17 protein-coding genes are annotated in these 19988 nt (G+C 47.0%); 5 read left to right on the plus strand and 12 right to left on the minus strand.

What is annotated here, in order from left to right:
* Positions 1 to 257 precede the first annotated feature (257 nt).
* From ACN0T0_RS19575 to ACN0T0_RS19625, 11 genes are all read right to left on the minus strand, one after another.
* Positions 258 to 2381, minus strand: a complete 2124-nt coding sequence (locus ACN0T0_RS19575; RefSeq protein ID WP_417228421.1) for a RelA/SpoT family protein — start codon at positions 2379 to 2381, stop codon at positions 258 to 260.
* Between the two features lie 97 nt (positions 2382 to 2478).
* Positions 2479 to 2691, minus strand: a complete 213-nt coding sequence (gene rpoZ, locus ACN0T0_RS19580) for a DNA-directed RNA polymerase subunit omega (protein WP_296062941.1) — start codon at positions 2689 to 2691, stop codon at positions 2479 to 2481.
* 83 nt (positions 2692 to 2774) lie between these two features.
* Positions 2775 to 3395, minus strand: coding sequence for a guanylate kinase (gmk, locus tag ACN0T0_RS19585; RefSeq protein WP_417228422.1), 621 nt, complete (start codon positions 3393 to 3395; stop codon positions 2775 to 2777).
* 242 nt (positions 3396 to 3637) lie between these two features.
* The gene (locus tag ACN0T0_RS19590) at positions 3638 to 4558 is read right to left on the minus strand and encodes an alpha-E domain-containing protein (RefSeq protein ID WP_417228423.1); all 921 of its coding nucleotides are present in this window, start codon (positions 4556 to 4558) and stop codon (positions 3638 to 3640) included.
* Positions 4558 to 6006, minus strand: a complete 1449-nt coding sequence (locus tag ACN0T0_RS19595; RefSeq protein WP_417228424.1) for a circularly permuted type 2 ATP-grasp protein — start codon at positions 6004 to 6006, stop codon at positions 4558 to 4560. The genes ACN0T0_RS19590 and ACN0T0_RS19595 overlap by 1 nt, the downstream gene beginning before the upstream one ends.
* Before the next feature lie 259 nt (positions 6007 to 6265).
* Positions 6266 to 7522, minus strand: coding sequence for an EAL domain-containing protein (locus ACN0T0_RS19600; RefSeq protein ID WP_417228425.1), 1257 nt, complete (start codon positions 7520 to 7522; stop codon positions 6266 to 6268).
* Between the two features lies 1 nt (position 7523).
* The gene (locus tag ACN0T0_RS19605) at positions 7524 to 8378 is read right to left on the minus strand and encodes a nitrate- and nitrite sensing domain-containing protein (RefSeq protein WP_417228426.1); all 855 of its coding nucleotides are present in this window, start codon (positions 8376 to 8378) and stop codon (positions 7524 to 7526) included.
* Positions 8375 to 9502 (minus strand): methyl-accepting chemotaxis protein, encoded by a 1128-nt coding sequence (locus ACN0T0_RS19610; RefSeq protein WP_417228427.1) that lies wholly within the window; start codon positions 9500 to 9502, stop codon positions 8375 to 8377. The genes ACN0T0_RS19605 and ACN0T0_RS19610 overlap by 4 nt, the downstream gene beginning before the upstream one ends.
* Before the next feature lie 254 nt (positions 9503 to 9756).
* Positions 9757 to 10626: a phytanoyl-CoA dioxygenase family protein gene (locus tag ACN0T0_RS19615; RefSeq protein ID WP_417228428.1), complete on the minus strand. Its 870-nt coding sequence runs from the start codon at positions 10624 to 10626 to the stop codon at positions 9757 to 9759.
* A 302-nt stretch (positions 10627 to 10928) separates the two neighbouring features.
* The gene (locus ACN0T0_RS19620; RefSeq protein ID WP_417228429.1) at positions 10929 to 13841 is read right to left on the minus strand and encodes a DEAD/DEAH box helicase family protein; all 2913 of its coding nucleotides are present in this window, start codon (positions 13839 to 13841) and stop codon (positions 10929 to 10931) included.
* Positions 13838 to 14458 carry a methyltransferase domain-containing protein gene (locus ACN0T0_RS19625; protein ID WP_417228430.1) on the minus strand — a complete coding sequence of 207 codons (621 nt, stop codon included), beginning with the start codon at positions 14456 to 14458 and terminating at the stop codon, positions 13838 to 13840. The genes ACN0T0_RS19620 and ACN0T0_RS19625 overlap by 4 nt, the downstream gene beginning before the upstream one ends.
* A 209-nt stretch (positions 14459 to 14667) precedes the next feature.
* Between ACN0T0_RS19625 and ACN0T0_RS19630 the strand changes: the two genes are divergently transcribed.
* Positions 14668 to 15666, plus strand: a complete 999-nt coding sequence (locus ACN0T0_RS19630; protein WP_417228431.1) for a YecA family protein — start codon at positions 14668 to 14670, stop codon at positions 15664 to 15666.
* Between the two features lie 407 nt (positions 15667 to 16073).
* Here ACN0T0_RS19630 and ACN0T0_RS19635 read toward each other — a convergent pair whose 3' ends face one another.
* Positions 16074 to 16955: an HNH endonuclease gene (locus tag ACN0T0_RS19635; protein ID WP_417228432.1), complete on the minus strand. Its 882-nt coding sequence runs from the start codon at positions 16953 to 16955 to the stop codon at positions 16074 to 16076.
* Between the two features lie 512 nt (positions 16956 to 17467).
* Here ACN0T0_RS19635 and ACN0T0_RS19640 point away from each other — a divergent pair.
* From ACN0T0_RS19640 to ACN0T0_RS19655, 4 genes are all read left to right on the plus strand, one after another.
* Complete coding sequence (locus ACN0T0_RS19640) at positions 17468 to 18046, plus strand: restriction endonuclease subunit S (RefSeq protein ID WP_417228433.1); 579 nt, start codon at positions 17468 to 17470, stop codon at positions 18044 to 18046.
* Positions 18047 to 18140: 94 nt separating this feature from the next.
* A complete protein-coding gene (locus ACN0T0_RS19645) occupies positions 18141 to 18386 on the plus strand; it encodes a DUF2188 domain-containing protein (protein ID WP_417228434.1) in 246 nt (81 codons plus the stop codon).
* 8 nt (positions 18387 to 18394) lie between these two features.
* Complete coding sequence (locus ACN0T0_RS19650) at positions 18395 to 18625, plus strand: hypothetical protein (RefSeq protein ID WP_417228435.1); 231 nt, start codon at positions 18395 to 18397, stop codon at positions 18623 to 18625.
* 81 nt (positions 18626 to 18706) lie between these two features.
* Positions 18707 to 19988: type I restriction-modification system subunit M (locus ACN0T0_RS19655; RefSeq protein ID WP_417228436.1), on the plus strand; the 1282-nt coding region annotated here is incomplete at its 3' end.

Below are 19988 nucleotides of genomic sequence, written 5' to 3' on the forward strand. Positions count from 1 at the left end.
AATAAGAGACAGCCCCGATCATTAGTTTGATCGGGGCTTTTTCGTTTTGGGTGTTTTGGAGATGTTGTTTGCCAGCACAAGAGTTAACTGTTGGCGCCCTTTTAAGCAACTGATGCCTTCTTGCACTATTAGCGAGTACGCTATCCTTTGATGGCTTCTGCCAAGCGCTGCTGCGTGAAAGGATTGTATTTAGATGGGTTGTTTGCTTCAGGCATAAAAAAACGCACCGAAGTGCGTTTGGTTGTGCGTTGTTCTGTTTATACGCGAGTGACTTTGTAAACTGCTTTGAGAGCTTTGAGCTTACGCATGACCTTGGCAAGGTGTATCCGGTCCTTAACGGTTAGGTCGATGTGTACGGTGTTCAGAGCGTCATCCGTTTCGGTAATATCTATCTTCAATACGTTGGCGCTAGCCCCGGAGGCCGTTGTTGCTAGGGTGGCGATGAGTCCGCGTTCAGGCTCAACCTTGAGGTCGAGGTTAACGATAAACTCATCATCGATGCTATTTGACCATTCGAGATAGACACATTTCTCTGCATCATCCTTCATAAAAGCAATATTGCGGCAGTCGGTACGATGTATGACTAAACCGCGGCCCGTACTGATATGCCCCGTGATGCTGTCGCCTGGGATAGGGCCGCAGCAGCGTGCATAGTGTAAGACCATGCCTTCGGTGCCGCGTATGGCAAGCGTTGCTTTGCCGGCTTCTGGTGCCTCCTGAGGATCACTTTCCTGGAGTTCGACAGGTCGTAGGCGGCGGGCAACCACATAAGCCATCCGGTTGCCCATACCAATATCTTCAAGTAGTTCATCCAGAGAGCTTAGCTCGGCTTCATTTAAGAGGCTGGCAAGCGCTAGCGGATCAATATCATCTAGTGTGGACCCGTAATTGGATAGGAACTGAGTTAATAGACGTCGGCCAAGCTCGATTGATTCGCCACGGTGCTGCACTTTAATAAAGTGTCTAATGGCAGAGCGGGCTTTGCCGGTAATAACAAAGTTTAACCACGCCATATTGGGCTGGGCACTTGGAGTGGTAATAATCTCAACGGTCTGGCCGCTATGTAACGGTTGGGAGAGCGGCGCTAAATGTCGGTTGATGCGACAAGAGACACAGGAGTTGCCGATATCGGTATGTACGGCATAGGCGAAATCAACGGCGGTCGCGCCCTGTGGTAACTCAAAGATGCGCCCTTTAGGTGAGAATACATAGACTTCATCAGGGAATAGATCCGTTTTGACGGTTTCGATAAACTCCATGGAGTTACCGGCCCGTTTTTGCATCTCTAGTAGTCCTTGCACCCATTTTCGTGCCCGGTTATAGCCATCTATTGCTGAACTTGAGTCGCCATAAATTTTGTAATGACTATGCTCGGCAATACCCTGGCTAGCAACGGCATCCATCTCTTTGGTGCGGATCTGGACTTCAATGGTGATGTCTCGAGTACCAAATAGGTCGCTGTGCAGTGATTGATAGCCATTGGCTTTAGGAATGGCGACATAATCTTTAAAACGTCCGGGGACGGGTTTGTATAGGTTATGCACGATACCCAGAGCGCGATAACAGTCATCTACGGATTCGGTCACAATACGAAAGGCAAATACGTCCATGATTTCGGAAAAGGATTTACCTTTGGTTTTCATCTTGGTGTAGATGCTATAAAGGTGCTTTTCTCGGCCGGATACCGCGCCTGGTAGACCTTCTTGTTTCAGTCGGTTGCGTATGGCTTCTTCGATAGAGCTAATGACATATTTGCGCTGTCCACGTGCTTGTACCACGGCGCGGCGAATATATTTAGCTCGCATCGGGTAGTAGGACTGAAAGGCAAGGTCTTCGAGTTCGAGTTGTAGGTCGCGCATGCCTAAGCGGGCGGCAACTGGGGCATAGATATCGAGGGTTTCTTTGGCGATGCGCCGCTGTTTTTCTGGTGGCATAGCACCTAAGGTGCGCATGTTATGTAGTCGGTCGGCGAGTTTTACCAGAATCACTCTGATATCAACTGCCATTGCTAAGACCATTTTCTGGAAGTTTTCAGCCTGTGCTTCTGCGCGGGTTTCAAACTCTAGATGGGTTAGTTTACTAACGCCGTCAACAATATCGGTTACGACTTGGCCAAATTGACCTTCGAGACCATCGCGGGATACGGCTGTGTCTTCAATTACATCATGGAGCATGGCAGCCATCAGACTTTGATGGTCCATATGCATGCCGGCTAGAATGGAAGCGACAGCTAGGGGGTGGGTAACGTAGGGTTCGCCACTTTTACGACGCTGCCCGTCATGGGCTTGTTCGGCATAATAGTATGCACGCCTAACCAGCTTGATCTGTTGCAGATCAAGATATCCGGTCAGGCGGTCAGAAAGCGCATCAACAGTTGGCATCAATTACTCCTATGCCTCTAACGTAATCTGGATTTCCAGACTACAAAACAACAGAAACTATAGTGATGATGCCTTATTTGGAAGGATTGAAAAAGGGTTAATCTTCTTCGCGTTCATCCAAGATGCTAACGTCGATATGTTGTTCGGCGATTTCGCGCAGGGCAACAACGGTTGGTTTGTCGTTTTCCCACTCTACTTTAGGGTCTTTGCCGCCCGTTGCAATCTGGCGAGCACGCTTAGACGCGATCATTACCAGTTCAAAACGGTTGTCTACATGTTCCAGGCAATCTTCAACAGTTACGCGTGCCATTTACGACCTCGGTTATATGATTCAGTCACTCAGGTCAATTATAAGACCTGATTTGGATAGCCGGTCAGTCTACCTTAGCTAGGCTATTCTGACAATAGCTCAGCCAGTATTTCAGTATGCTTTTGTTGCTGAGGGGCTCGTTTTAGGCGCTGAGCGGCAAAAATGCTTTGCAGCTGTTCGAGGGTGGCATCAAAGTCATCGTTGATCAGTAGGTACTCATACTCAGCGTAATGACTCATTTCACTCAGCGCTTCGGACATTCGGTGGTTGATAACCTCTTCAGAATCAGTGCCCCGCCCTGTTAAGCGTTTGCGAAGTTCGGTAGTCGAAGGTGGCAGAATAAAGACAGAGGTACAGCTTGGCATCTGTTTACGTATCTGTTGAGCGCCTTGCCAGTCAATTTCGAGGATTACGTCGACACCTTGCTGCAGCTGTTCTTCAACCCAGAGGCGTGAGGTGCCATATTTGTTGGTAAAGACATCGGCGTATTCGAGAAACTGACCTTTTCCAATCATGCTGTCGAAAGTCGTCATCGAGACGAAATTATAGTCTTGGCCGTCAATTTCTCCGGCACGCATGGCACGAGTGGTATGGGATACCGATACACGAACCTGTTTGTCCTGTGCCAGCAGGGCTTTTACCAGACTGGTTTTACCAGCACCAGAGGGTGCTGAGATAACATACAGGGTTCCTAGCTGTGTCATAAGTTGCTTCGCTTCTTCGGGCTGTCAGATTACCGTTACTCACGGCATAAATTTGAGGGGGGATTATAGCGCTTTCAATGGCATTAGAGTATTACCCGAAATGAGTGCCTTAATTACGTGAAGCTAGCGATAGTCGGGGTGGGTTTTAGCCGGGTAGCTTTAACGGGGTCTGTTTGTGAGGTTTAGCCGGTCTAGACGTTGGTTGTCTGTACCGGCTGTTGAGCAGGTTGGAGGCTAATGGATTATTCTAGCGCAAACCAGCACTGACCAAATTCCTGATGGAGATTAGCAAAGCTGAGCTGTAGCTCATTTAGATAGTCGCTTAATGATTCATCCAGATCGTGATTATCTTCGGCTAAGAGGGCGGTTAGTTTTTCTAGTTCGGCGATATCACAGACCGGCAGCAGACTGACCGCAGCCTGAATCTGTTCGGCACAGAAGCTAATGGAGCGCGGAAAGTGTTTATCATGGAGCAAGAAATCACAGACTTTGGTGCCTTCAACGGTGACTCGCATCGTCCGCCGATAATTCATCGCGCCATCGCAGGAGCGCAGTACGTTACCCCAAATAATCTGAGAGGGGTCGATATCTTGCTCGATATCGGTGGTGCTCAGTTGTGCGGTAATGCCGGCATCCAGTATTCGGCTGGCCATATCTGCACGCTCGAGGTTGCGTCCAAGGCGGATAAACTGCCAAGCGGCATCCTTACTCATATTGTCCGCTAACAGCCCGTTGATCTGCTGACAGCCTTTAATAACGGTATCGAGAAATCCATGCCGGTTGGTACGGTTGATGCCATCACGAATATGCTCGGCAACATACATGCACAGTTCGTTAATCAGCTCCCATAGAGGCAGCGGCAATACATCCCGACTGGTGCGAACGTTTTCCCGTGCCATCTGTAAGCTAGAAGCCATGGAATTGGGATTTGTGCTGTCAGCAAGCAGTAACTTGACGACATTCTTCTCATCTTGGACGGTGTAGCGTGCGTTAAATACATCTTCAGATGAGTTGATGACTACTAAGTTGAACCAGCTGATATTGATGGTGCGGGGTAGATCAAAAAGTAGATTATCGTAAACACCAACCATTCGGGCTGTATTTTCAGCCCGTTCGATATAGCGGGAGAACCAGTACATCCGTTCAGCAACTTTTGAGAGCATTAGTCTTTCTCCTCAACTATCCAGGTGTCCTTGCTGCCGCCGCCCTGGGACGAGTTAACGACGAGTGAACCTTTCTTCATGGCTACCCGGGTCAGGCCGCCGGTGGTGACATAGAGTTTTTTGCCCTGCAGAATAAAGGGGCGTAGATCGAGGTGGCGAGGTTCGGGGGTGGAACCCACCAAGGTTGGTGCGGTTGATAGGCTAAGCGTCGGTTGACCGATATAGTTACGCGGTGATTTGGTGATGAGCTCAGCAAAGTGTTCCTGTTCTTTCTTGGTCGAGTGAGGCCCTACCAGCATGCCGTAGCCGCCGGATTCGTTGGCGGGTTTAACGACTAACTTATCGAGGTTATCCAGTACATACTGGCGTTGTTCAGGGTCAGAGCAGAGGTAGGTTTCGACATTTGGCAGTAATGGTTCTTCCTTCAGGTAGTAACGAATGATATCCGGTACATAAGCATATACGACCTTATCATCCGCTACGCCGGCGCCTGGTGCATTGGCGAGGGCGACATTACCCGCTTTCCACGCGCGCATTAAGCCGGGCACCCCGAGCATTGAATCTTCTCTAAAGGCTTCGGGGTCAAGAAACTCATCATCAATGCGGCGATAAATAACATCGACCCGCTCGAGTCCACTGATGGTTTTCATATAGACACAATCATCATCTTCGACGATCAAATCGCTGCCTTCAACCAGTTCGGCACCCATCTGTTGTGCTAGAAAGGCGTGCTCAAAATAGGCGGAGTTAAAGATCCCTGGGGTGAGGACGACAATCTCCGGTTGGGCTATATCTCGCGGGGAGAGTGATGCCAGCATATCGAATAGATGAGCGGGATAATTATTGACCGGCAGAATGGAGTCTTCGGAGAATAGCTCGGGCAATACTCGCTTCGTGATCTCCCGGTTTTCAATCATATAAGAGACACCAGAGGGCACGCGAAGGTTATCTTCTAGTACGTAGAACTGGCCATCTAGGTCGCGGACGAGATCGGTACCGCAGATATTTGCCCAAACACCATGAGGAGGCGTTGCTCCGACACATTCTGGACGAAAGTTTTTCGATTTCAGAACAATCTCGGCGGGGATGATGCCGTCTTTGATAATATGTTGATCGTGATATAGATCGTTAATAAACATATTCAGCGCTTTTAGACGCTGCTTCAGGCCTTTGGCTGTTTGTGCCCAGTGGGAGGCCGAAATGGTGCGTGGAATGATGTCAAAAGGCCAAGCGCGGTCGATATTGCCCTCTTCTGTATAGACGGTAAAACTCACCCCCATCTCTTGGATGGTGGATTCCGCCATCTTCTTGCGTTTATTGATCTCAGCTGTACTCATAGAGCCAAGGTAGTTTACCAGCCGGGTCGCAGGTTCTCTTGGAACTCGGTCATCTGCGATTAGTTCATCATAAAAGTTGCCGGTGGAATACTCAGTCCAGTCGATACTCATGTAGATACCCTCGGTTCCATGAACCCTGTTGCACTGTTCTTGTGCGGCCTTGTAAGGCTAAGTTAACCATGCCATATAACTGTGCAATATAGCATTAAAAATTATACGAAATGATTGAAAACACATTGTTTAATAGATTTAGCAATATATAGGCCATATGGCTTGCAGGCTTTAGTTAAGATACTTAAAACCGATCGATTCGACGGGCCTGCATGTCTAATCATAAGGTTCCGCCCGGCGCTTTTGGTTGCTATCGATGTCAATTGTCATCCAGCCAGTCTAGGTCACAACAGAAAACTTTCCATTGATCATCGACTTTAAATGCTTGTGATAGGGTGATGCACATCTGTGAATCGGCAACTGAAAGGTAGGGATCGCTGATAATGGTGATGCCGGGTTGCTCGATGGCGAGGTGATAATAGGGGCGGTGGGACCAGTTACCTTTGTCGCCACATAAAAGCGGGGCAAAGCGGAGTTCAATGCGTTGCCTAGGATGGAATATATTGAGCACCCCTTGAGTCTGATAGCCTGATTCATCTAATAAGTAGCAGCGAACCGCTTGAGGAGTACAGAATATCTGGTTACTGCTTTGTTGTAGGTCTTGGTGGGCACGAAAGTTATCGAGGGCCGATTGAAACAGGGGATGTACCGGGTGGAGGTTGTTCGCTTTCGTGAGTGATTGCTGAGTACGTAGGCTTTGCTGTCGCTGCAATAATTGGTCAAAAATAGCTGACGCCTGATTGTTGGCCGGTAATTGAGGCGCTGGATGGGCAAAGTAAAAGCCCTGCAGCATATCCGCATTGGCGGCAATTGCGATGCATGCCTCTTGCTCTGTTTCGACCCCTTCAACGATGACTAAGCTGCCGGCTTGATGGAGTAGTGTGATGATACCGGACAGAATACGTTCCGCTCGTTTACTCTGAGCGGCTGCATGTATGAGGTTGCGATCCAGCTTGACGATATCAGGTTCTAGTTGCCAGATACGATCAAAGTTTGAATGTCCTGCGCCAAAGTCATCGATCGCAACGAGGCAGTTAAGTTGATGTAAGTGATCAATATAGTGTTTTAGAGCCCCGTGGTCTTGAACTTCTGTTTCAAGAATTTCAACGACTAGGCGATGAGGGGGCAAGCCGCACTGGGTTAAAAGTTGATGGGTAAAGCCGGTTTTTGGATTTTCGTTTAGCAGTGACTGAGCATCAAGGTTGACGAATAACCACTCATTGTTGTGGCTCTGAGTGGTGAAGTTTTCAATGTGTAAGGTACGGCATAGGCGATCCAGCCCAAGCATTTCTAAGTTGCTTTGCGGTAGTGATAGAAGCTCAAGTGGAGGGGTTGCTAAACCTTGCTGTGATGTGGCGCGAATAAGTCCCTCGTAGCCTATTGCACGGCGATGGGCGATGCTATAGATCGGTTGAAAGTGGCTCGAAAGTGCGTGGCCTCGATATTGATTAAGGAGCATGGGCCGGGCTGACTGTTGGGCGCTATTGTGCATTCTGTTTAGGGCGATATTAGGCACGTCAGATCCTCTTGGTTACAGTCTGCAAATCCTTGAGTGCAGTATCAATCATCCCTAACAGTTCATTAATAGCCTGGGTCGCTTGTTCGAAGTAGTGCTTGGCTTCAATATGTGGATAGTCGCAGTTCAGCAGCTCTTGCTCAAGACATAACAAAAAAGAGTTTACGGTTTGTTGTGATTGCCGCACGTTAAGGTGGTTAGCATTGCGTGTTTCTAGTGCCGAAAATGCCGTTGATGAGAGCTGCTTGATTTTTGAATGTAAGAACCTTAACCGGACTCTTTGAGCCGCGCTGCTCGATTGACTCGCTGCCATACTGGTGCCGAGTGCGCGGGCTTGTCCGGTCCATTCCGCCGTTTGTACAACCTCGTGCCAGATATAGTTTAGATAATCGAGTTTGTGGCTGCTGTTAGCGGCATTCAGCTCGTGGGCAATATCCTCTATCAGGTAGATAGTATGGCGGATTAGGCGGTGGTGGCTGAGGAGATTACTAGAGGCTTTTGCGGTGTTATTTTGATGAATATGTTGCCATTGATGAATGAGATTAAACCACTGTTTGTGGTGTGCGGTGTCGAGCGCGCTAGCCTGCTGAATACACTTTTCTAATCGTTGGCGGGTGTTATGTAAATCGCTCGTTAGACTGGTATCACCGGATAATAATGCCGTGCTTAATCCCCGGTGGAGTTGAAAGTCGGCCAGTAACAAGCGTAGTAACTTAAGCTGTTCTATTCCCGTGTGCAACTGAGTTTGCTGTTGCCGGCGTAGTCTATGGTAGAGGATAAAAAAGAACAGTAAGACACTGATAAAAAAACAGATCATCTCTATTTGCGGAGCTACAGCAGTGGTTATTGGTATCATATCGATGCTCCTGTCAGATGCGCTAAATGATGAGCCACCGCTCGGGCTTGCGCAGCGGCTCGGAGGTTTGCTTCGTTGCCTTGGGAGACCTGCTCTGCCAGTGCTGCGATCTCGGCAGCCGCTTGGCTTTGCTGTTCTGTACTGACCGCGACCTGTATTACCTGTCCTGTTAATGCTTGGGTGCTGCCATACACAAGGTCGAGTTGTGAACATACCTCTTCTGAGCGCTGTAGGCTGTCATTCGCACTGCTGGTTAAATGCGACATTTTTTCGCTGGTGGAGGTGATATGTTGTTGCACTGATTCAATTTTTTGGGTGATCTGTACGGCTGATACTTGGCTATGATGGGCGAGGTTACGTACTTCACTGGCGACAACAGCAAAGCCTTTGCCGCTTTCACCAGCGCGGGCGGCTTCAATCGCCGCATTTAGGGAGAGTAGATTGGTCTGGTCAGCGATCCCCTGAATAACACTCGACATTTTACTTATTTCGGTCGAGTTGGCGCTGAGTTCTCGCATTAGGGTATTGGTCGCATCGGCTTGGGTGGCGATCTCCGCTACGGTGGAGACCAGCCCGCGTAATTGCTGAATGCTTCCTTCAAGCTGACTGCTAGCATCAAGGCTGGTGTGCCGGGAGGCATCCGCTAGCTGGCTGACCTCATCGATACTGGCATTGAGCTGTTCCACCGCAGAGGCTGCCGTGCTTGCGGCATCGGTTTGCTGTTCAGCGCTACGGGTGACACTGACTGCACTTTGTTCCAGTTCTTGTGAGGCGTGAGAGATCTCATCTAAGCGTTGTTGCAGGCATTGTTGCTGCCGCGCTGAAGCTTTAAGCAATGTCTGTAGATGCTGAACAAGTGGACGCATGACTAACCAGTGCGAACTATTGGGCAGTTCGCTGGTTTGTGGCTGACAGCTATCGCTGAGGCGATTTATTTCTCGCTGTATTAACCAAAGTGTAGCGAGGCCGATATAACCACTGATTAGTAGTGGCCAGACAATCGGCTCTGCCAGTAACAGGTTGCAACCTAGGCTGATTAGGGTGGCAGCTAAGAGTAACGTGATAACGCCCTTAAGACCGAATTGATGCAGTAGTAGAAATACCGGGTAAGTTGCTAACAGCATCGATTATTGCTCCCAAACAGGCAAAAGCCTCCATAGCCCGAGTAACGGGGCTAGTGGAGGCTTCATTGCCTAGCAAAAAAATAAGTGTGGGAATGCGAAAGCAAGAATTAAGCCGTAGCTATCTAACCCTATGAATAAAAACGTTTTTATTTATTGCATACCTAAGAGCTTAGCATTTTAACCATCATCCAAGGATAGCTGATCGGTATTGCGCGCTATTTTGGGGCGTTGAGGTGTTTGCTTTCTATCTGCTGTTAGGGGGCTCGCTGGTCGGTATCAGCGGGTCGTTGAGTGGTTTTTTTAATATGTTTCGCCACCAATCGTTCTGCAAATTGATTAATAGAGTCGATGTTCGGCAGTGGGAAAGGAATGAACGGGTTTAATCGTAAAGAAAAATAGATTGAGCTTCGACTAGAGTTGCTGGCGGCTTCACTGCGGCGATGAAATCCTGAGGTGTCGGCAATGATGAGGGTGTTTGCTGGCACTTCAAATTTCTTTATTTTATTGAGCGCCAATGACGCCAGTTCACCCTCTTCAATGCGAAGCGATCCTCGTGCGGCGTAACGCTCGCTTAGATCTCGTCCGGTAATGCTCTGTTGGTACTCCCAGCGCAGACGTTTCAGCGTCATCCGGTGAGATCCTTCAATATATTGAAATGGCCCTTTATCGGCCGTGACATCTTCAAGAAAAAGCCAAGCCTTCATCGTTGGGTGAAAGGTATCGGCGTGAAAATGTTTTTGCGGATCGTTATCGATTTTGCCGCCCATATTGCAGACCCGGAGGAAGTGAGGCCAGGGGCGAATTGCCGTTGAAGCGACATAATTCATGAGATGTTTTAGCTGGGATGATTCACACAGCGCTTTAGCGGCAGGAAGTGTATTCAGGGTGGCTTGATCAAGAAAGAGTAGTTGGGTGGTGGTGTCGCCCTGTATAAACTCGCGAACGTCTGGCCAACTGTTGGTCGCTTCGTCTTGTAAGCGTTTAAATTGATCAGGCGGTAGAACATTGGAGATACGTAGATAGCCTGTTTTACGAAAGGCGCGTCGATGTTCTGAACTGATATTCCAGCTTAAAATCCAGCGGCGAAAGCCAGTGATGGTGCGCGCGACAATAACTCGTATCACATGTAAACCAAGGCGGTTAAGTGTTCGGTTGCCTAAGATAGGATTTGCTTCAAAGGACTTAGCTTCGGTAAATATTTCCAGGAACCAAGTTATGTATTGAACAAGTCGGTTTTTTTTCAACGGTCACTCCAAAGCAGAGGCATTATCAACAGGGCTAAAAATAGCAGCTTGGCAGCGGTTAATCGAGTTGGATTTATGACCTAGATCGCTTTATCGGCGAGTAAGTTGAGATTTCAAGGGGCATTGTGTGAGGCTGCCCCGCGCGTTATGGCGTATCAAGAGTGAAAGCCTCTACATCGCGGTTATTGATCGGTGAATAGCGCTAATGGATTGATTATTCCTTTAAAGCGCGCAAAGGTGACCATGCTTTCATCCGCTATTAGGTCTGGGTAGTCGGGATTGTTGGCTCGGAGTGTATAGCTACCATCGGTATTTTTAAGTACCCGCCGAAGTAAATACTGATTATCACCTGAACGATCTTGACGTTCGATGGCTAGGGTTTGGTTGGTAATACTGCCAGCACTTTGGGAGGTTATCTGCTCCAGCAGTAGGTAGTCACCATCGTGGATGGGATTCTTACCGCCGTTCATTGAGTTCCCTGAAGCCTGTGCGATGAAATGACGGTCGGGGGATAAATGGCCAAAGCCACTCGGCGCAGGAAGGTGTTCTTCGATATCGGCATGGCCTGTTTTGAAGTGACCACAGGCAATTTTAATATTGGGAAAGAAGGCTAACTGAGTTATGGAGTCGGCGGGTGATGGGGCGGATATTGTAGGAATATCAGCTTGCCTCAATATCTGTTTACTTTGTGCATACAGGCTTAAGCGCCAAGCAAGAATTTCTTCGGTCATGGCGTTAAATATCGTTAGTTCTGCTGCTTCCACGGGTTGCTGGTAATGAAACAGCATCCCCTGTTGCGAAAACCATTCGATCTTGGAGCTTTGTTCAGGGGTACACCAATGATGAATGGGCATTTTACGCCAGTGGCTTAGCCATGCGCTGTCACTGGTACTCTGTAAGGGTTGCAGGCTTGATGGCAAGTCTGCTTGCCACACTGGGTGTTGCAAATACCACTGTTTGCTCCAGTGAGCGAGCTGTTGCAGAGGTATCGACTGAGTCAATGCTTGCTGCTCTAGCAGGGTTTGCAGCAAAACCAGTTTGTACGACTTAGAGGTTTTGGTCGTGGTCAAATCACGATACCACTGGGCATGTTTTTCGAGCACCAGAAGTTCATCGTCAGCGGCGTCGCCCTGTTCATCAATGAATTCCCACCAACAACCATAGTTGCGACGTAACAGGCTTAAGTTCGCGCCACTGCGCCAAAACTCTTTCAAGGTTGGTCGACGCTTGAGGTTCTGCTTTAGGCCGGCATACTGCTGATCGAGCTTACCCATCACCAAGCTATCTAGATACTCGATAAAGGCGAGGTCGTAATTAACGTAACAACCGTCGGGTAGCAGATCGCTGGGGTGTTTGGCTGCTTCGGCCAGTTGCTTACGGGTGGGTTTGTGAGGAAAGGCGGAACCGAACAACATTTCGGGGCGATTGAGGAAGCTATGATGATTCCCGACAAAGTCCAGCACCACCAGTTTTTCTTTGCCCATGCTTAGGCGCAAACCGCGACCTAATTGTTGCAGAAAAAGTATTTTCGACTCGGTGGGACGTAACATCATCACCGTATCGATTTGCGGTAAGTCAACGCCCTCATTGAAGAGATCGACGGAGAATAATACCTGTAGTTGTCCGCTCTCGAGTGACGCCAGTGCTGCCGAGCGTGTTAGGTCTGATTCCGTATGCACACTGGCCGCACGTATACCCTGCTGGTTAAAATAATCAGCCATATAATCCGCATGGCGACGGGAAGCGCAAAAAGCGAGGGTGCGAGCCTGTGATTGATTACGCCATTCTTTTAAAACATGACGACTGCGGCCTCGTGTGGCGAGCTGGGTGGATAGTTTGGTTGGGTCGAAGCGGCCGTTACGCCATGGAATGTGTTCATAATCCACTTCGCTATCAAAGATGCCGTAGTAATAAAATGGGCAGAGTTGTTGGTCGTTGATACCATCAAATAGATCGCGACGATAGACCAGATTATGATCACACAGGCGCAGTATATCGGAGCCATCGGTGCGGTCGGGTGTCGCGGTAAGACCCAACATAAAACGAGGCTGGAAGTAGGTTAGCAACGATTGATAACTGCCTGCCGCCGCATGGTGGAATTCATCCACGACCATGTAATCAAAGTAATCCCGACTGAAGCGTTCAAGGTTGGCCATGCGCCCTAAAGTTTGCACCGAGGCAAACAGTAAGTCATATTCACTGTCTTTCTGTTTACCCGTATAACGACCCACCCGCTTATGGGGTAGAACGGCTAAAAAAGCGGCTTCCGCTTGCAGCAGAATCTCTTCTCGATGAGCGATAAACAGCACTCGCTTAGCCTCTATCTGAACCGCATCAAAGGCGGCAAGGTAGGTTTTCCCCATCCCCGTGGCGAGAACTACGAGTCCCTTTTGCCAGCCTCGTTGTCGTGTGGTTGTTAATGCCTGTAATGCTGTCGCTTGGTGGGGCTTCGGCAATGGAGAGTCAGGAACGGGCTCTTGTTCATCCACCTTGGCGGTATGCATGGGCACCACCTTTCGAGCCTGTTCATAGCGGCGCTGGTAATCTTCTATCCAGTCAAAATTCAATGCGTGAATTTGAGGCCGAAGTAAGAGTTGCTGAAATTGTTGTCGTACTTCAATGAGCCGTTGTGCTGCGAGTGAATCCGCTTCATTGGGATAGTCGAGATGATAGTTCCATTCCAGCCCATCGGTTAACGCTTTGGCACTGATATTACTCGAACCGACAAATGCATCCGCACTCATCAGACTGCCCTGTTTTGAACGGGCAAAAATGTAAGCTTTGAGGTGAAAACTGTCTGCCGAGCCGGTTTCAAAAATACGAACATCCGCACCACGCTCGGCCAGTAGCATGAGTTTCCTTAACGCACTAGGGTCTGTAATACAGCGGTAATCGCTGGTTAATAGGGTGAGGCGCACATCACGGGTAGTGGACTGTAAAGCGGCTTCGAGATCCCCAAAAATCAAATTCAAACCCGTGGAACGAATAAAAGAAACGGCTATCTCTATTTCGGTGGCCTGGGTTAAGGCGCGTCGTAGCGCTGGCAGCAGCTGGTGGCCATCACCGCCAGTGAGTAAGTATGATGGTGAACTCATATATGAGGCTCGTTTATCGGCCTGAGGCAGAGGGTTTTCCAACTGATGTCATGACGCTGTAGGCAGTCATTAGTAGAGATTTCACTGAGTGTTTGTGTTTCTAAACGCATTTGCTGAGCTAATGTTTCTAATTCAGCAACGCTCACAGGATACATGGGGCGGGTGGGATCTGATGGGCCAAAGCGCAGGGTAATAATAATGACGCCTTGAGGGGATAAATACTGATATAAACGTTGCATCGCCATAGACCGTTGTTCCGGCTTGAGGTGCATCCAAACGGCGGATAATAAAATCAGATCATAGCCTTGTGGCGGACATTGCAGATCATTTAAGTCGGGCAGTTGGGCACTAACCCATGTAACGCGATGGCCGGTTTTATGCTGGCCTAACTGACGTAGATTAGTGGCGGGTTCAACTGCAGTTACCTGCCAGCCTTGCTGTTCGAGCCAGAGCGCATCACGGCCACTACCGGCGCCAATATCTAAAGCCAAGCGGGGCGTTAATGTTTTTAATAGGGGAGCCCAAGCGGCATGTACGTCTTGGGCGGCCACCGAATCGTACTGTGTTTGATAACGGCTGGCATGCAGGTGGTAGTGTAAAATTATTGGATCTGTCATGCCTATTCCCTGTTAAAAATCATCCTTTGAAGCATCCTCAGAGTATACACAAAAAGATGTTTTTTCTATGGGGGAGATCAGCCTATCTATCACTAGTCTTTGGCTTTTTTGCATATGTTAGCGATCAACACAGCCATAGTTTGGTCGTGTTTGTTGCGTAGGTATAATGATACAACAGCAAAAAATAAAATAGCGTAGAGTGATTCAACATGAAGCTTGGTCGAAACGATCTTTGTTCTTGTGGTAGCGGTAAAAAATACAAACGTTGTTGTATGGATAACGTATCAAAACAGCATGCAGAGATGTCTGAGGATTTTGAGCAAGTTGCCGCGATGAATCCTCACTTGACGTTAGATGAACTCAATGTGGTTGCACAGCATAGAGTGCATGAGCGCAATAATCAGCCCAATGTGGATTTTTGTGGTCTTTCACCAAGCCAAATATCAAACTGGTTATATGCGCCGTTCAATGAATTGGAGTGGGTTAATATCAGTACGCCAGAAGACCTCTCTAGTAGCCCTGTGATGCGATATTTAGCGCTTATTCTGGATGAAGCCATGCAGAATGAAGGGGCATTTAAGGCAACGAGCAAAGGTAACTTACCCACAAAGTTAGTGACGCAGGCCAGTGAGCTTATGCCTGAGTTTGTCATTTCTCAATATCAAATTCATGCCAGCGTCAGTGAATACTCTGGCAGCAATGAAGATAAGTTTAACGCGCTACATTACACCCGTGTTTTGGCTGAAATTAGCGGCGTTATTTATCGTAGAAGTGGCCGTTATCATATGAAAAAAGCGGTTCAAAAACAGTATCAAACTCAAGGTCTTAAAGCCTTTTTTCTGCCCATGCTCGAAGCTGCAACCACTCAGTACAATTGGGGCTATTTTGATCATTGGGAAAATGATGTCGATTTACGCACCTTCTGGTTGTTCATGCTATGGAGACTGCAAAGTCATGGTATTGTTGATCAATTGATAGAAGAGGTTGTCTCGGCATTCCCTGATTTACTTCTTCAGTATTCATCCGAAGAGTATTTCCCGCCAGGCCAATTATTCAGCATACAGGTTGAATCTCGTTTTATTGAACGATTCTTACAGTTTTGGGGATTTGTAACGCTTGATCCGAAGCTGCGCTTCTCTGAAGATCCATCGTTTAGAAAGGTTGATATTCAACCGCTGCTGACGCAAACCTTTCAGTTCACAATTTAACATGTGAATGAATTGGATTTAGCTGTCCCGCAGTGAGTCATTGCTTAAACTCTGTTACCGCTATTCGATATGGGGATACTTATTTGCTGCTGTAAAATGCCCATTTAAATCGATGGTGTAATAATCTTTTGCTCAGAATTTCCGGAATTTTCCGCATTGGTTGGACTTTTGCAATTTTACGCGCATAAAAGTCTAGCTTACTACCCAAATCTAAGTGTTATGGGTTTTGTAGACTCTCCCTCAGATTCTTAAATATAGGATAATAATTCCATTTTTTTGATTTATGTGGAGCCATAACCCTAAGGTATAGTAGAGGGCCATCAAAAGCGAGTTTTCAGCGCGAGGCAGGTGAATGTAGTACTTTTTACGATAAGTAAATGAAGTATCGCGAGTGTCGAAAATTCAGATTACTTAAAAGAGCCGGCTTTTCGATGAATGGCTAAGTAGTCTTTATGTGGAGGCATAGTTTTGGGTACATCAATAGGCTTCCCTTCTATCGATAAGAAGTGCTGCTTGAAGCTGTCTTGGGTATTAAATTCTTTCAAATCAGTGGATAGAATTATTCGGTAATCATCATCGAGTGATATTAAATGCTTATCGAATGCTGCATCGTAAGTAGCGGATAAGTATAACCCATTTCGTGGATCTAACCGTTTGGTTGGGTCTTTAGCCCAACCGATAATGTGGCTAGCTCGATTAATGGCTGAAATGTTGAGCCCTGTTATGCAGCAACGGTTCCTGTAGTTTTTCCTTAAGATGTTTCTAAAGACAGATTGATTGGTGCGTTGCTTTACTAATTGAAGTGCATCGGTACCTATTGGTACTTGATCAGCATCAATGAGATAACGCGGCACGGTATAGTCGTTTTCCAGTAGTTCCAATTCAGATGAATCAAGCTCTCTTTTCTCTGTATAGACACTAACAAGTTTATCCTCAAAACGTTGCTCAATTAAAAATAGATGGTATTGCTTAATGGCGGCGGAACAGAATCCATCCCTTAGGTAGCTTGTCGGTAGGTCTTCAAATGCCCAGATAGAGTTCTCATTATGAGACTCTTGAATCAAAAATTTATAAAGGGGCTCTAATTGTTCTGTTGACGTTATCGACCAAAGATTTTGAATTTGGTTAAACCTATCAGGCCGACGTTTTATCATTTCGCAAATTAGATCAAGTGCTCTTATGTAAGAGTTAACCTTGTTACTTCGAGGTTTGTCATCATCAAGAAGAAAAAACTTAAAATCAGCCTTTCGACTCAATTCAATATTTTTCTGAATCAAATGCTCTGGCATGTAAAACCTCCGATATAAAGGCGATTCGTCGTCAATGAAAGAATCGTAGTCTGCTGGTACATCGTGCCGAATATTTAAAAATGTAAGGCACTATTCGATATTCTGAATCTTAATATCGAGTAATAATTTTTAATTAATTTAATTCAATGGGTTGTATAAATTAAAGGTGGTATTTCTTATAAATACTACCCTATATGCTACCCGTTTAGCTCTGTGGCTATCAGGATAAGCCATTATTCTATTGTATTGGAAATCTCACCAAGAAGCTGTCAGCTAATCCATATCAGTAAAGCATGTTAATGATGATTAACGTTCTAACTAGATCTGGTACAGAGTAGGCTCTCATCGAATATTCAAGCTTAAAGTTAAGCATTCCTTTGTTGCTTCAAGAATAAATTATTCTACAGTAACGCTATTACTGTATTATTTTATTGACAGGGTGGGCTGGCTCTTTTATTATTGATATAACAAAAACGGCGTTACTGTACTATTTTTAGGAGCGAAAAGAGCAAATGAAAGCAAAGCTAAAAAATCTAGCTTCTGTACAGATGGGACATTCTTTTAGGTCAAAGCTTGAGCCAGACCCTAATGGAAACGTTTCGGTTATTCAGATGAAGGATCTAACTGAAGATAACCGACTGGATGCCCAAGAGCTAGTACAGATTGATATGCAGGACTTAAAGGAGCATCACAGAGTCAAATTTAACGACTTAGCATTTCGTTCCAGAGGTCAAACCAATACAGCAGCATTGATTGATCACGAGCTTAGTGATGTTGTAATTGCAGCGCCACTGCTACGAATTCGGGTTGAAAGTGACTCAGTTATGCCAGCGTATTTATGTTGGGTTATTAATCAACCGTCTTCACAAGCAGCATTACAAAGTAAGGCAACGGGGACAGCGGTAAGAATGATAGGCAAGCCTGCAATTGAGGATCTTGAGGTAGTAGTACCTAGTCTCGATGTGCAGCAGAAGATAATTGAAATTTACCAATTATCCATCAACGAACAAAAGCTAATGAACGCATTAGCAAAGAAAAAGGAGGTGTTAATAGATGCAATTTTAATGAATTTAGCAATGAATACCCAGTAATGACAGTTACTGAGTTTAGACGAACCAAAAGTGTGACAGCACTTTTAGCAAAACTTTAATCCACGTTTCTTTTCAAAAAACAGGAGCCGAAATTATGGCAAAGAATACATCATCAAGCAAGGGCAATACCCGACATGTCGTACCACACACAGATGGGTGGGCTAACAAAAAAGGCGGAGCAGAGCGCGCTTCAAGTGTGCACAGCACTAAACGAGAGGCTGAAGCTGCAGCGCGCGAACAAAGTAAGCGTGAAGGCTCTGAGCTTGTTGTACATGGCAAAGACGGTCAGATACAACGCAAAGATAGTCACGGTAACGACCCTAGAGACATTAAAGGATAGGAGCCCTTATGAGTGATGAATACAAAAAGAAAATAGGTTTACCTGAATCGCATACCCTCAACATCGTAAGTAGTCAGTGGTCGCAAAGAAAAGGCCAAGACACTGATACCTATGAATGTGAAGAGCTAAGCGAGCAAGGTGAAGTCATTGCACGGTACACCATAAAGGACAGTACATCGATTTACCCTCCATTTGGGCGGTCGATTACATGGACTCAATCAGCCGTACTCGATTCTTAACCTTTTAACTTACAGCTAGCGGGGCGCTATCGATATAGCCTGCCCCGCTTTATAGATACTGACCAAATTTGAGGGCCATTTATGAGCGATAAAATTCAGCAAAAAGACATTAACAATGCGGCATGGGCTGCATGCGATACTTTCCGTGGCGCGGTAGACCCTGCGCAATACAAAGACTACATCCTAGTAGTGCTGTTCGTAAAATACATCTCCGATGTATGGAATGACCACTACGCAGAATATAAAAAACAGTACGGTGACGACGATGTCCGTATCAGACGAAAGCTTGAGCGCGAGCGTTTTTTACTGCCAATGGTTGAGCTAACTGAAGAAGTCGAAGATCCGGACACCAAAGAAAAGAATACCATCGTTACCGACTCTTTTTTAGCTAACTACTATTCACTGTTAGAGCGTAAAAATGAGCCAAATATCGGTGAGCTGATCAATATTGTTTTAGAGCACATTGAAACCGCGAACAAAGCAAAATTAGAAGGCGTGTTCCGTAACATCGATTTCAACAGCGAAGCCAACTTAGGTAAAACCAAAGATCGAAACAGTCGCCTTAAAAACCTACTGGACGACTTTAACAAACCTGCACTCGATATGAGCCCAGCTCGCGTGCCTGAGGACGTAATAGGTAATACCTACATCTATCTGATTGAGCGTTTTGGCTCCGATGCAGGTAAAAAAGCAGGTGAATTCTATACCCCCCATAAAGTTTCTGAGCTGGTGGCGCGTCTGTCTGCGCCAAAATCGGGGGCGCGTATTTGCGACCCAGCCTGTGGCTCAGCCGGCCTATTAATTGAAGCGGCACGCCAAGTGGGCGACCGCAACTACTCACTCTATGGCATGGAAGTCAACGGCAGCACTTGGGCGCTTGCGCGTATGAATATGTTCTTGCACGGCTCAGACTCTGCTCGCATTGAATGGTGTAACACCCTCACCTCACCAGCGCTGGTCGAAAATGACAGACTGATGAAGTTTGATAACGTGGTGGCCAACCCACCGTTTTCACTCGACAAATGGGGCGCGGACGACGTAGCCGAAGACAGATACAACCGCTACTGGCGCGGGCTACCCCCTAAATCAAAAGCCGACTTCGCCTTTATTAGCCACATGGTTGAAGCCGCCGTTGAAAAAGAAGGCCGTATTGCCGTAGTAGTCCCCCATGGTGTGCTATTTAGAGGCGCAGCCGAAGGCCGTATTCGTCAAAAACTGATTGAAGAAAACTTATTAGATGCCGTGATCGGCTTGCCCGGCAACCTGTTCCCAAGTACCGGCATTCCAGTGGCAATCCTGATATTCGACCGCTCGCGTGAAAAAGGCGGAGCCAATGAAAACCGCAAAGACGTGTTGTTTGTCG

Origin of the sequence: Amphritea sp., from assembly GCF_048266285.1 — a bacterium.
Classification (GTDB): domain Bacteria; phylum Pseudomonadota; class Gammaproteobacteria; order Pseudomonadales; family Balneatricaceae; genus Amphritea.

Coding starts and splice junctions, on each gene's coding strand:
- ACN0T0_RS19575 (WP_417228421.1), bottom strand. CDS start 2,381: ATGCCAACTGTTGATGCGCTTTCTGACCGCCTGACCGGATATCTTGAT.
- rpoZ (WP_296062941.1), bottom strand. CDS start 2,691: ATGGCACGCGTAACTGTTGAAGATTGCCTGGAACATGTAGACAACCGT.
- gmk (WP_417228422.1), bottom strand. CDS start 3,395: ATGACACAGCTAGGAACCCTGTATGTTATCTCAGCACCCTCTGGTGCT.
- ACN0T0_RS19590 (WP_417228423.1), bottom strand. CDS start 4,558: ATGCTCTCAAAAGTTGCTGAACGGATGTACTGGTTCTCCCGCTATATC.
- ACN0T0_RS19595 (WP_417228424.1), bottom strand. CDS start 6,006: ATGAGTATCGACTGGACTGAGTATTCCACCGGCAACTTTTATGATGAA.
- ACN0T0_RS19605 (WP_417228426.1), bottom strand. CDS start 8,378: ATGATACCAATAACCACTGCTGTAGCTCCGCAAATAGAGATGATCTGT.
- ACN0T0_RS19610 (WP_417228427.1), bottom strand. CDS start 9,502: ATGCTGTTAGCAACTTACCCGGTATTTCTACTACTGCATCAATTCGGT.
- ACN0T0_RS19620 (WP_417228429.1), bottom strand. CDS start 13,841: ATGAGTTCACCATCATACTTACTCACTGGCGGTGATGGCCACCAGCTG.
- ACN0T0_RS19625 (WP_417228430.1), bottom strand. CDS start 14,458: ATGACAGATCCAATAATTTTACACTACCACCTGCATGCCAGCCGTTAT.
- ACN0T0_RS19630 (WP_417228431.1), top strand. CDS start 14,668: ATGAAGCTTGGTCGAAACGATCTTTGTTCTTGTGGTAGCGGTAAAAAA.
- ACN0T0_RS19635 (WP_417228432.1), bottom strand. CDS start 16,955: ATGCCAGAGCATTTGATTCAGAAAAATATTGAATTGAGTCGAAAGGCT.
- ACN0T0_RS19640 (WP_417228433.1), top strand. CDS start 17,468: ATGAAAGCAAAGCTAAAAAATCTAGCTTCTGTACAGATGGGACATTCT.
- ACN0T0_RS19645 (WP_417228434.1), top strand. CDS start 18,141: ATGGCAAAGAATACATCATCAAGCAAGGGCAATACCCGACATGTCGTA.
- ACN0T0_RS19650 (WP_417228435.1), top strand. CDS start 18,395: ATGAGTGATGAATACAAAAAGAAAATAGGTTTACCTGAATCGCATACC.